This window comes from Streptomyces calvus (genome assembly GCF_006782915.1).
In the GTDB taxonomy this organism is placed as follows: Bacteria; Actinomycetota; Actinomycetes; order Streptomycetales; family Streptomycetaceae; genus Streptomyces; species Streptomyces calvus.
Window position 1 is genome coordinate 230,182 of the sequence record NZ_VCNP01000049.1, and the last position, 12,444, is coordinate 242,625.

Here is a 12,444-nt window from a genome sequence, read left to right on the forward strand (position 1 = left end):
GTGCACCCGCACCTGGCGGCCGCCCGCACGGCCGCGGGCATGCGCCGGCCCCGCCGACGGGGGACGATCGGCGGGGCCGGCCGGTGGTGCGGCAATGGCTCGGACGGCGGCGCGGCGCTCGACGCGCGGCAGCGCCGCTCAACGGGCGGCGCGGCGGCCGCTCAGTGGACGGAGTGCTCCTCCTGCGGGAACGTCCCGCCGACGACGTCCTCGGCGAACGCCTTCGCGGCCCCGCTCATGACCTCGCGCAGATCCGCGTACTGCTTCACGAACTTCGGCACCCGCCCGCCGGTCAGCCCGAGCATGTCGGTCCACACCAGCACCTGCGCGTCGGTCCCGGGCCCCGCGCCGATCCCGACGGTCGGGATGTGCAGCGTCCGGGTCACCTCGGCGGCCAGCTCGGCCGGCACCAGCTCCAGCACCACCGCGAAGGCGCCCGCGTCCTGCACGGCCTTGGCGTCCCGCAGCAGCTGCTGGGCCGCCTCCTCGCCGCGCCCCTGCACCCGGTAGCCCATGGCGTTCACCGACTGCGGCGTCAGCCCGATGTGCGCCATCACCGGGATACCCGACTCCACCAGCAGCTCGATCTGCCGGTGCGAGCGCTCGCCGCCCTCCAGCTTGACGGCGCCCACGCCCGCCTCCTTGACCAGCCGGGTCGCCGAGCGCAGCGCCTGCACCGGACCCTCCTGGTAGGAGCCGAAGGGCAGGTCGCCGACGATCAGGGCCCGGGAGGTGCCCCGGACGACCGCCGCCGACAGCATGGTCATCTCGTCGAGGGTGACGGGCACGGTGGTCTCGTACCCGAGGTGGCAGTTGCCCGCGGAGTCGCCGACGAGCATCACCGGGATGCCGGCCTCGTCGAACACGGACGCGGTCATCGCGTCGTAGGCGGTGAGCATGGGCCACTTCTCGCCGCGCTCCTTGGCGGCGGCGATGTCGCGGACGGTGATGCGGCGTGTGCCCTTGCCCCCGTACAGCGTCTTGGCGCTGCCGGAGGGACCCGACGTCCCGGTCTGGGCAGCCGAAAGCTGCGTCATTGCAACGTCTCCCAACACGTCATCTCGAGGCGCCCTGACGGCGTCCCCGGACCACGTCCATGGTGGCACCTCGGCCGTACGAGGGCCAGAGGCCCCCCTGTGAGTTCCGCCCCGCCCCGCCACGCCGGCGCCACGCCCGGCGAGAACGGCCCAGGAACCCCCCAGGAACCCGCCAAGAACCCGCCAAGAACCCGGCAAGAACCCGGCAAGAACCCGGCAACACCCCGGAAAGGGCCTTTCCGATACGAGACGGTCTCGTATCGGAAATCATAGGCTGGGTCGCATGACTTCTCCTGCCGCCCCCGCCCGCCGGGTCCCGGAAGCCGTGCACCGGCGCCGCTGGGCGATCCTCGGTGTGCTGATGCTGAGCCTGCTGATCGTCGTCCTGGACAACTCGATCCTGAACGTCGCCGTCAAGACGATCGCCACCCCCGCGCCCACCGGCCTGGGCGCCACGCAGAGCGAGCTGGAGTGGGCGATCAACTCCTACACGCTCGTCTTCGCGGGCCTGCTGTTCAGCGCGGGGCTGCTGGGGGACCGGATCGGCCGCAAGAAGGTGCTGATCGGCGGTCTCGCCGTGTTCGGCGCCGGCTCGGCACTCGCCGCGTTCTCCGGCTCCCCGGTCGAGCTGATCACCTTCCGCGCGGTGATGGGCCTGGGCGCGGCACTGGTCATGCCGGCCACCCTCGCCGTCCTGATCAACGTCTTCGAACGCGACGAGCAGCCGAAGGCCATCGGCATCTGGGCGGGCGGCGTCGGTATCGCCATCGCCGTCGGCCCGATCACCGGCGGACTGCTCCTGGACCACTTCTGGTGGGGCTCGGTCTTCCTGGTCAACGTGCCGGTCGTGGTCCTCGCCGTCGCGCTGATGCTCTGGCTGGTCCCCGACTCCCGCGACCCGAACCCCGGCCACATCGACCCGCTCGGCGTGGTCCTGTCCGTGGCCGGACTCGTCCTGCTCGTCTACGGCATCATCAAGGGCGGCCAACTCGCCGACTTCACCGATCCGGTGGTGCTGTCGACGACCGGCGCCGGTCTCGCCGTACTCGCCGCCTTCGTGGTGGTCGAGAAGCGCAGCGACCACCCGTCCATCGACATGGGCTACTTCCGCGACAAGGTCTTCTCCGCCGCGATCGCCGCGATCGCGCTGGTCTTCTTCGCGCTGATGGGCGTGACGTTCTTCGCGGTGTTCTACATCCAGAGCGTGCGCGGCTACTCGCCGCTGGAGACGGGCCTGTTGATGCTGCCGCTGGCCGCCGCACAGATGATCTTCGCGCCCCGGGCCCGCCTGCTGGTGGACCGGTTCGGCGACAAGGCCACCACCACCGCCGGCCTGGTGGTGCTCGCCGCGACGCTGGCCGCGTTCGCCACCCTGGACGCGGACACACCCCTCTGGATCCTGGAGGCCGTCTTCTTCCTCATGGGCGCCGGCATGGCCCACGTCATGACCCCGGTCAGCGTCCTCATCATGCAGGCCCTGCCCCGCGAGAAGGCCGGCTCGGCCTCCGCGCTCAGCAACACCTTCCGCCAGGTCGGCGGCGCCCTCGGCATCGCCGTCCTCGGCTCGGTGCTCTCCACCGCCTACCGCAACGCCATCGAGGACGAACTCGGCGCGCTGCCGCCCGGCACCCGCCACGCCGCCGGCGAGTCCATCGAGGCGACCCTGGCCGTGGCGGACCGGCTGGGCGCGCGCGGCGAGGCCCTGGTCGGACCCGCGAACGACGCGTTCCTGCACGCGATGCACGTCACGGCGCTGTGGGGCGCGGGTGTCGCGGCCGTGGGCGCCGTCGTCGTCGCCGTATTCCTGCCCGGCCGCACCCCTGGCCCCGAAGAGGCCGAAAAGGACGAGGAGTTGGTGCCGGCGGCGGACTGAAAACCCACGGGTGGCGGCCCGCCGCCGCCACTCGCCGGGGAGAATCACCTGAGCCCACCGAAAGGACCCGACGACGTGAGCCCGGCCGACACCGAACCCCGGCAGGACGGCCCCGCACGCGGCCGCCCCCGCAGCGAGGCGGTCGAACACGCCATCATCGAGGCGGTGATGACGCTCCTGGAGGACGGCGTGCCCCTGGCGGAGATCTCCGTCGAGCGTGTCGCCCGCACCGCCGGCGTCGGCAAGGCCACCATCTACCGCCGCTGGAGCGGCAAGGAGGAACTCTTCGTCGACGTCCTGCGCGCCGCCGAGCCGCCGGACCCCGAACTGCCCGGCACCTCCATGCGCGACGACCTCGTCGTCCTGCTGGAGGCACTGCGCCGGCGCGGACTGGCCGGCCGGAACTCGGCGATCCTGCACCACGCGCGCGCCCAGATGAAGAGCAGCCCCAACCTGTGGGCCGCCTACCACAACACCGTCATCCTGCCGCGCCGCAGACTCGGCCTGGAAGTGCTGCGCCGGGGACGGGAGAACGGCGAACTGCGCACCGACGTCGACATAGAACTCCTCAACGACATCGTCGTCGGCCCGCTGCTCGTGCGCACCGTGCTGCGCCCCGACGCCGACCTCCCCGACGACCTCGCCGAACGCGTCGTCGACACCCTCCTTCAGGGCCTGCGCCCCGCCAACGGCTGACCCCCGTGTGCGCGTTTCGTCACAGAGGGCGCTTTCCGCACCCCGTCGCGGAACTCCGCGAGCGGCCCCGCACGTCCTCGCCCCCGTACGGCCGTCGAGAGGCGGCAGGAAAGGGACCGATCATCCCCTAGGGTCGTACGGACACGGGGGCGACGGTGTGCACAGCAGGTGGTGAGGCGACGGTATGGCGCAGCAGGCGTACATGACGGAGACGGACAACGGAAGCTCGGGGCCCGAGCACCGCACATCCCGGCTTCGGCGCGTGCTCGACCGCCTCGCCGGCGGCTGGCGCGGCGACCGCCGCGTCTGGCGGCGCGGCATCGTCCTCGCCGTCTGCGCCGTCCTGCTGGCGCTGGTGATGCTGGCCCACGCCCACATCCCCAACGCGATCGGCAACCTCGGCAGCCTGATCGAGACGTTCCTGCCGTGGCTGGGCCTGTTCGTCCCGCTGCTGCTCCTGCTCGGCCTGCTGCGCAGGTCGGCGACGGCACTGATCGCGACGATCCTGCCCGCGGCCGTCTGGCTGAACCTGTTCGGCGGCCTGCTCACCGACAAGACCGCCGCGGGCGGCGACCTCACGGTGGCCACGCACAACGTCAACGCCGACAACCCGGACCCGTCCCGCACCGCCCGCGACGTGGCGGCCTCCGGCGCGGACGTCCTGGCCCTGGAGGAACTGAAGGCGACCGAGGTCCCCACCTACGAGGCGGCGCTGGCCGGGACGTACAAGTACCACGCGGTGGTGGGAACCGTCGGGCTGTGGAGCAAGTACCCGCTCAGCGACGTCCAGCCCGTCGACATCCGCCTCGGCTGGAAGCGGGCGATGCGCGCCACGGTGACCGCGCCCGCCGGCCGGGTCGCCGTGTACGTCGCCCACCTGCCGTCGGTCCGGGTGAAGCTGGAGGCCGGCTTCACGGCCCGCCAGCGCGACAAGAGCGCCGACGCCCTGGGCGAGGCCATCGCCGCCGAACCCCTGCCGAACGTGGTCCTGCTCGGCGACCTGAACGGCACGATGAACGACCGCGCCCTCAAGGGCGTCACCGCGCAGATGCGCTCGACACAGGGGGCCGTGGGCAGCGGCTTCGGCTTCAGCTGGCCGGCGTCGTTCCCGATGGCGCGGATCGACCAGATCCTCGTCAAGGGCGCCGAACCGGAGAGCTCCTGGACCCTCCCGGCCACGGCGAGCGACCACCTGCCCATCGCCGCGCGTGTGAGGGTCACCACATCCACCGACTGAAAACCCCAGGTCAGCCCTGATTTTTCGACGTACGGAAACCCAGCCGCAACCCAGTGGAATACAGACCCTGCGAGACTTTGTTCCGCACTTGAACATATGAAGTGCGCTCCACAGTCCCGAAAGGTCCCCCTTCTATGCCCCTGGCCCTGCTCGCCCTTGCCGTGGGTGCCTTCGGCATCGGTACCACCGAGTTCGTGATGATGGGGCTGCTCCCCGACGTCGCGGACGACCTCGGCATCTCCATCCCCAGCGCCGGCCACCTGGTCTCGGCCTACGCCCTCGGCGTGGTCGTGGGCGCCCCGCTGCTGGCCGCCGCGACGGCGAAGCTGCCCCGCCGCACCGTCCTGATCGCCCTCATGGGCCTCTTCGTGGCGGGCAACGCCCTGTCGGCGCTCGCCCCCGACCACGGCTGGCTGCTCGCCGCCCGCTTCCTCAGCGGCCTGCCGCACGGCGCCTTCTTCGGCGTCGGCGCGGTGGTGGCCATGACGATGGCGACCCCGGAACGCAAGGCCCGCTCCGTCTCGCTGATGTTCCTGGGCCTGACCATGGCCAACGTGGTCGGCGTCCCCGCCGCCACGCTCATGGGCCAGCACTTCGGCTGGCGGGCGACCTTCCTCGCCGTGAGCGCCATCGGCCTGGCGGCCATCGCCTCCCTGGTCCTGCTGATCCCGCGCGACCGCGGCACCGCCCCGCAGCAGGGCCTGCGCGGCGAACTGGCCACCCTGCGCTCGCTCCCGGTGTGGCTGGCCCTCGGCACCACGGTCGCCGGCTTCGGCGCGCTGTTCGCGGCGTACAGCTACATCACCCCGATGCTCACCGACTCCGCGGGCTACGCCGACACCAGTGTGACGCTGCTGCTGGCCCTCTTCGGTGTCGGCGCCACCGCAGGCAACCTGCTCGGCGGCCGCCTGGCCGACCACTCGCTGCGCGCGACCCTGTTCGGCGGCCTGGCCTCCCTGACGGCCATCCTCGCCCTCTTCCCCCTGCTGATGAGCACGCAGATCACCGCCGCGCTGGCGGTCACCCTGCTGGGCACGGCGGCGTTCGCGACGGGCTCGCCCCTGCAGCTGATGGTCATGGAGAAGGCCGCCGCGGCCCCGTCCCTGGCCTCCTCCGCCAACCAGGCGGCCTTCAACCTGGCGAACGCCGGCGGCGCGTGGATCGGCGGCCTGGCCCTCGCGGCCGGTTTCGGCCCGACCTCCCCGGCGCTCGCGGGCGCGCTGCTCGCGGCGGCGGGCATCGGCGTCGCGGCGGTGGCGTACGCGGTCGACCGCGGAGGCCGGCGCACCCCCGGCCGCGAGCGGGTCGTCGCCGGTGGCGCGCCGCAGCAGACGGAGACGCTGAACGGCGTGCACTGAGAGAACGTTTCACCGGCACGCGGCCGGGGCCCGCACCAAGGGCCCCGGCCGTGCGTCGTCGTGCTCAGGAGCCGTCCAGCGCCTTCCGGAAGGAACCTCCGCGGTGCAGGGCGCGTTCGATGCTCTCCAGGGACCTGCCCCGGGTCTCCGGCACCTTCGCCGCCACGAACGCGATGCACACGACGTTCATCAGGGCGTAGACGAAGAACGTCCCCGAGCGGCCGATGGCCTGGATCGCGGTCAGGGCCGTCAGCGCGATCAGCAGGTCGACACCCCACACGGTGACGGTGGCCAGACTGGTGGCCGGGCCACGCACCCTCAGCGGCAGGATCTCCGGGCCGATGAGCCAGACCACGGCCTGGATGCCGATGCCGTTGAACAGGATGTACGCGAACAGCGAGACGATGACCGTCCAGCGCTGCGCCGACGAGCCCTCGGGGCCGAGGAAGGCCAGCGCCATGACGGCCATGGCGAGCCCGGAGCCCGGCAGGAACCACAGCATGGTCCGCCGGCGGCCCACCCGGTCCACGGCGACGGCACCGACCACTCCGGCGATCACCAGCATCACACCGATACCGACACCGGTGAGCAGCGCGGCCGAGTCGCCGAAGCCCGCGTCGACGAGGATCGTCGGCGCGTAGTAGACGACGGCGTTGATGCCGGTCAGCTGCGAGAAGGCCGCGATGCCGACGGCGACCAGCAGGGCGGGCCGCATCCAGCGCTGCCGCAGGTCGCGCCAGCCGCCGGCGGGGGTGGCGGCGGCCACCTCGGTGATCTCGTCGATCTCCCGGCCCACGTCCGTGCCGGGCGGCCGGAGCCGGGCCAGCACGCTCACCGCCTCCTCCCGGCGGCCGCGCTCGACGAGCCAGCGCGGGCTCTCCGGCAGGAACAGCATGCCGACGCCCAGGACCACGGCGGGCAGCACCGCCAGGGCGAACATCGTGCGCCAGCCGCCACTGCCCGACAGCGCCCAGCCGCACAGGTACGCGATGAGCTGTCCGCAGGCGACCATCAGCTGGAACAGCACCATGAGCCGGCCGCGGATCCTGGCGGGCGCGGCTTCGGCGATGTAGACGGGCACCATGTTCGAGGCGCCGCCGACGGCCAGCCCGAGGACGAAGCGCGCGGCGACGAGGCTGCCCACCCCGGGCGCCGCGGCCGCCGCCGCGGCCCCCACGGCGAAGACGACCGCGACCGCGATGACGACCTTGCGGCGTCCGTGACGTACGGCCAGACGGCCCGCGAGCAGGGCTCCGGCCATCGCGCCGAGCAGGATCACGCTGACGACGACCTCCTGCTCGCGGGAGCTCAGGTCCAGGTCGTGGCGCAGGTTCAGCAGGGCACCGGAGATGATGCCGGTGTCGTATCCGAAGAGCAGCCCGCCCAGTGCGGACACGGCCGCGACCGCGTACACCATGGCCGGCGCCTTCTGCCGGTCGTCCACGGGCGCCTCCACCGGTGCGCGCCCCTTGGTCAGCTCAGGCATCGCCCATGACCAGACCCTCGATGGTGTGCTTCTGCGTGATCGGTTGCAGCACGTCGACGACCGGGCAGTCCAGGTGGCGCCGGACCCGCTCGGGCAGGGACTCCCAGTAGCCGCGGGTCACGGCCGTGTCGTGCCGGTCGCTGTTGGTGGCCTCGGGGCCGTCGACGCCGAGCACCAGCACGGGCCGGGACTTCGCGGAGTGGTTCCTGGTGCCGCGGTGGATGGTCAGCGCGCTGCGCGCCGAGATGTCACCGCGCTGCGGGTACTTGCGCACGGCCCGCTCCTCGTAGCGCGGGTAGAGCGACCGGGGCGGGAACATGCCGTGGTCGAACTCCGGGCCGTCGTCCCACTGGGTGCCCGGCGCGATCTCGAAGGGGCCCATGTCCTCCTGCGTGTCGACGGCGGTCACGTTGAAGGCCAGGGAGGTCAGCCGGCGCTCGGTGCGGGTCTCCTCCGGTATGGGGAAGTCCCGGTGCCAGGGCTGGTTGACGGCGCCTTCGAGCGGCACGTCGAAACCGAGCTCGACGATGCGGTACTCGGGCCCGAGCACGGCGGTGCAGACGGACCGCACCCAGGGGTGGTCGACGAGGTCGACGAAACCGCGCAGCTGCTCCGGGTGGATCTCCACGTAGTACCGGTGCGGTCCGCGTCCGACGGCGCCGCCGGGTCGTTCCAGCGCTTCCCGGAAGGCCACGTCGATGTCCTCGCGGAGCCGGTCGGCCCAGTCGGGGGTGAAGGCGCCCTTGCGGGCCGTGATGCCGTCCGAGTACAGGGCCTGGACGTCGGCTGTCACGTCCAGGTCGAGGGCGGCCGGGTCGATTCCGGGGTACGGGCTCATGTGTGCCTCCTCGCACCATGCAGCGAAACTTTCCGGCCAATGTTGCATCGTTGAATTCAACGTGGCAATACCTTGGTGGTCGGCCGCCGGGGCATGCCACGATGTGCGGGTGAGCAGCAGCCTGAAAGAAGTAGCCGCCCGTGCCGGTGTGTCGGCGCGCACCGTGTCGAACGTGGTCAACGGTTCCGCCCGGGTCTCGGAGCAGACCCGGCAGCGGGTGCAGGAGGCGATCGACGAACTGGGGTACCGGCCCAATCTGGCCGCCCGCAGCCTGCGGGCCGGCCGTACCGGCATCATCGGCCTGGCCATCCCGGAACTGCACTCGCCGTACTTCGGCGAGCTCGCCGGCCTGCTGGTCGACGAGGCGCGGCGCCGCTCGTGGACGGTGATCATCGACCAGACGCACGGGGACGCCGAGGCGGAACGGCGGCTGCTGACCGGCGACGGCGGCCGGGTGATGGACGGGCTCATCATCAGCCCGTGGGCGTTGGAGGCGCAGGAACTGGTGACGACCGGCCGCTCCCTGCCCATGGTGCTGCTCGGCGAACGCAGCCCGCAGGGCATGGCGGACCGCGTGGCGGTGGACAACATCGCCGCCGCGGACGAGGCGACCACGCACCTCCTGGCGCTGGGGCGCCGCCGCATAGCCGCCATCGGACTGCAACCGCACCTGCAGAACGGCACGGCCGAGCAGCGCGCCGAGGGGTACCGCAGGGCCCTGCGCCGTGCGGGCGTCCCGCCCCGGCCGGAGTGGGAGCAGACGGTCGACTCACTGCACCGCAGGGAGGGCGCCCGGGCCATGGCGGCGCTCCTCGACGGTGGCGCCGCCCCTGACGCGGTGTTCGCCTTCACTGACGAACTGGCCCTGGGCGCCATGCACTTGGCGCACACCCGGGGTGTCCGCGTACCGGAGGACCTGGCGGTGGTCGGTTTCGACGACATCGAGGACGGCCGGTTCAGCCATCCGACGCTGACCACGGTCTCCCCGGACAAGCGCCAGATCGCCGCGCGCGCCCTGCAGTGCCTGGCGGACCGCATCTACAGCCCGGACAACGAGGTCCCCGCCTCCGACCTGACGATCCCGCACCAACTCCTCGTACGCGGCAGCACTTCAGGCCCACAGAACCCCTGACCACTGCCCCCACCACCACGACCGCCCACGGCCGGGCGCCAGAAGCACACGACGCCCGCCGACGACGCGATGGAGCCGCGCCGAGCGGCGACTACCGACGGCACGGCGGCGGGACGGTACGGGCCATGGTGTCCGCGACGCGAAGGGGACGGGCAGGACCGACCGCCCGACGGCGCGAAGGAAGCGGCCCCGCGCGGACGATGTCGGCCGGCGACGGCGCGGCGCGGACGGGCAGGAGTGACCGCCTGACGGCGTGGAGCGGGACGGGGCGGGGCGGCGATGGTGCCCGCGGCGCGGAGGAGGCGGCCTCGGTCGGACGATGTTGGCCGGCGACGGCGCGAAGGAGGCGGCCTCGGTCGGACGATGTTGGCCGGCGACGGCGCGAAGGAGGCGGCCTCGGTCGGACGATGTTGGCCGGCGACGGCGCGAAGGAGGCGGCCTCGGTCGGACGATGTTGGCCGGCGACGGCGCGAAGGAAGCGGCCTCGGACGGACGATGTTGGCCGGCGACGGTGCGGAGGAGGCGGCCTCGGACGGGCGATGTTGGCCGGCGACGGCGCGGAGGTGGCGGGCCCGGGCGGGCGATGTCGGCCGCTCACGGCGCGGAGGGGACGGGGCGGGGGTGTCCGCCCGCAGTGACTGGCGCGTCCGCGCCCTCCACCCGTCGATCGACCCATTCCGCGCCGGTCCGAGGACGGACACCCCCGACCCGGCCCCGACCCACCGACCGCCCGTAGGCGCTACCCGAGCCCCCACCCACCCGCAGCTGCGCCGCAGGCATCACACGGCGGCCCACCCCACCATCACCCAGCCGGAGGCACCTGCTCCCGCCACCCGTTCGTGATCGGCAGCCTCCGGTCCTTCCCGAACCCCTTCGGCGAGATCTTCGTCCCCGGCGGATACTGCCGCCGCTTGTACTCGGCCCGGTCCACCATCCGCAGCGTCTTCGTCACCAGCTCCCGATCGAACCCGGCCGCGACGATCTCGTCCGCCCCCCGGTCCCGGTCGACGTACAGCTCCAGGATCGCGTCCAGCACCGGATAGTCCGGCAGCGAGTCCGTGTCCACCTGCCCCGGCCGCAACTCCGCACTCGGCGGCTTCGAGATCGAGTTCTCGGGAATCGGCGGCGTCTGCCCCCGCTCCGCCGCCGCCCGGTTGCGCCACTCCGCCAACCGGAACACCGACGTCTTGTACACGTCCTTGATCGGCCCGTACGCCCCCACGGAGTCCCCGTACAGCGTCGAGTACCCGACCGCCAGCTCCGACTTGTTCCCGGGAGCCAGCACGATGTGCCCCTCCTGGTTGGAGATCGCCATCAGCAGCGTCCCCCGCAGCCGCGACTGCAGGTTCTCCTCCGCGAGCCCCGTCAGCCCCAGCGCCCCCATGTACGCGTCGAACATCGGCTCGATCGGCACGGTCCGGAAGTTCAGCCCCGTCCGCCGCGCCAGCTCCGCCGCGTCGTCCTTCGAGTGCTCCGAGGAGTACTTCGACGGCATGGACACGCCGTACACGTTCTCCGCGCCCACCGCGTCGCACGCGATCGAGGCGACCAACGCCGAGTCGATTCCCCCGGACAGTCCGATCAGCACGGACCGGAACCCGTTCTTCGCGACGTAGGCCCGCAGCCCCACGACCAGCGCGGAGTACACCTCCTCATCGTCTTCGAGCCGCTCGGCATAACCCCCGGCACCGGCCTCGGCAGCCACCCCGTCCGACGCTCCGTCCGCCGCTCCGACCGCTGCCCCGGCAGCCCCTTCGGCAGCCCCTTCGGCAGCCCGATCGGCAGCCACCCCGGCCACCGCCCCGCCGACCTCCTCCGACAGCACGACCCGCTCGATCCGCAGCCCGTCGTCCACGACCCCGGTGGGCGCGTCGTCCTCCGCTGCGGGCAGCTCCAGGTCCACGATCACGCACGCCTCGGCGAACTGCGGCGCCCGTGCCACGACCTCGCCGTCGCGGTCCACGACGATCGAGTCGCCGTCGAAGACGAGCTCGTCCTGCCCGCCCATCATCGCGAGGTACGCGGTCGTGCACCCCGCTTCCTGCGCCCGCTTGCGCACCAGTTCCAGACGCGTGTCGTCCTTGTCCCGCTCGTACGGCGAGGCGTTGATCGACAGCAGCAGCCCGGCCTTCGCCGATCGCGCGGCCGGCACCCGCCCTCCGTCCTGCCACAGGTCCTCGCAGATGGCGAGGGCGACGTCGACGCCGCCGACGCGCACCACGGGCATGCTGTCGCCGGGCACGAAGTACCGGAACTCGTCGAAGACGCCGTAGTTCGGCAGGTGGTGCTTGGCGTAGTTCAGCACCACCTCACCGCCGTACAGCACGGCGCCCGCGTTCTGCGGCGCACCGGCCGGCTGGCCGTACTTCGGCTGTGCGGCGGCGCTGCGGTCGAGGTAGCCGACGACCACCGGAAGTTGTCCGAAGCCTTCTTCGGCGAGCCGTGCGGCGAGGGAGCGCAGGGCGGCGCGGGAGGCCTCCACGAAGGACGACCGCAGGGCGAGGTCCTCGACGGGGTACCCGGTCAGCGCCATTTCCGGGAACGCCACGAGGTGGGCTCCCTGCTCGGCGGAGTGCCGGGTCCAGCGGACGATCGTTTCGGCGTTGCCGGCGAGGTCGCCGACGGTCGAGTCGATCTGATTCAGGGCGAGACGTAGTTGAGGCACGGCCCCAGTGTAATCGTCAAAGCGACGCGATGTACCGCGAGGTAAGCCACCTCCACCCCCGCCCCCCCCCCCCCCCCCCCCCCCCCCCCCCCCCCCCCCCCCCCCCCCCCCCCCCCCCCCCC

9 protein-coding genes are annotated in these 12,444 nt (G+C 72.5%); 5 read left to right on the forward strand and 4 right to left on the reverse strand.

The genetic code is table 11. From position 1 onward, the window contains the following. Nucleotides 1-161: 161 nt before the first annotated feature. A complete protein-coding gene (gene panB, locus FGW31_RS24920) occupies nt 162-1,037 on the reverse strand; it encodes a 3-methyl-2-oxobutanoate hydroxymethyltransferase (protein WP_142195726.1) in 876 nt (291 codons plus the stop codon). A 283-nt stretch (nt 1,038-1,320) separates the two neighbouring features. On the opposite strand from panB, the gene FGW31_RS24925 reads away from it, so the two are divergent. From FGW31_RS24925 to FGW31_RS24940, 4 genes are all read left to right on the forward strand, one after another. Next, nucleotides 1,321-2,910: an MFS transporter gene (locus FGW31_RS24925; RefSeq protein ID WP_142195727.1), complete on the forward strand. Its 1,590-nt coding sequence runs from the start codon at nt 1,321-1,323 to the stop codon at nt 2,908-2,910. 75 nt (nt 2,911-2,985) lie between these two features. Then, entirely contained in the window at nt 2,986-3,606 is a 621-nt protein-coding gene (locus FGW31_RS24930) for a TetR/AcrR family transcriptional regulator (protein WP_142195728.1), read from the forward strand. A 184-nt stretch (nt 3,607-3,790) separates the two neighbouring features. Beyond that, a complete protein-coding gene (locus FGW31_RS24935; RefSeq protein ID WP_142195729.1) occupies nt 3,791-4,843 on the forward strand; it encodes an endonuclease/exonuclease/phosphatase family protein in 1,053 nt (350 codons plus the stop codon). A gap of 134 nt (nt 4,844-4,977) precedes the next feature. Then, entirely contained in the window at nt 4,978-6,201 is a 1,224-nt protein-coding gene (locus FGW31_RS24940) for an MFS transporter (protein ID WP_142195730.1), read from the forward strand. A 64-nt stretch (nt 6,202-6,265) separates the two neighbouring features. Here the strand turns inward: FGW31_RS24940 and FGW31_RS24945 are convergent, their stop codons facing one another. Both FGW31_RS24945 and FGW31_RS24950 read right to left on the reverse strand, forming a co-directional pair. Beyond that, nucleotides 6,266-7,687: a sugar porter family MFS transporter gene (locus FGW31_RS24945; RefSeq protein ID WP_142195731.1), complete on the reverse strand. Its 1,422-nt coding sequence runs from the start codon at nt 7,685-7,687 to the stop codon at nt 6,266-6,268. Continuing rightward, nucleotides 7,680-8,525, reverse strand: coding sequence for a phytanoyl-CoA dioxygenase family protein (locus tag FGW31_RS24950; protein WP_142195732.1), 846 nt, complete (start codon nt 8,523-8,525; stop codon nt 7,680-7,682). The genes FGW31_RS24945 and FGW31_RS24950 overlap by 8 nt, the downstream gene beginning before the upstream one ends. Before the next feature lie 109 nt (nt 8,526-8,634). Between FGW31_RS24950 and FGW31_RS24955 the strand changes: the two genes are divergently transcribed. Continuing rightward, the gene (locus FGW31_RS24955; RefSeq protein WP_142195733.1) at nt 8,635-9,657 is read left to right on the forward strand and encodes a LacI family DNA-binding transcriptional regulator; all 1,023 of its coding nucleotides are present in this window, start codon (nt 8,635-8,637) and stop codon (nt 9,655-9,657) included. Between the two features lie 802 nt (nt 9,658-10,459). Here the strand turns inward: FGW31_RS24955 and FGW31_RS24960 are convergent. Further along, complete coding sequence (locus tag FGW31_RS24960) at nt 10,460-12,322, reverse strand: NAD+ synthase (protein ID WP_142195734.1); 1,863 nt, start codon at nt 12,320-12,322, stop codon at nt 10,460-10,462. Between the last annotated feature and the right edge of the window lie 122 nt (nt 12,323-12,444).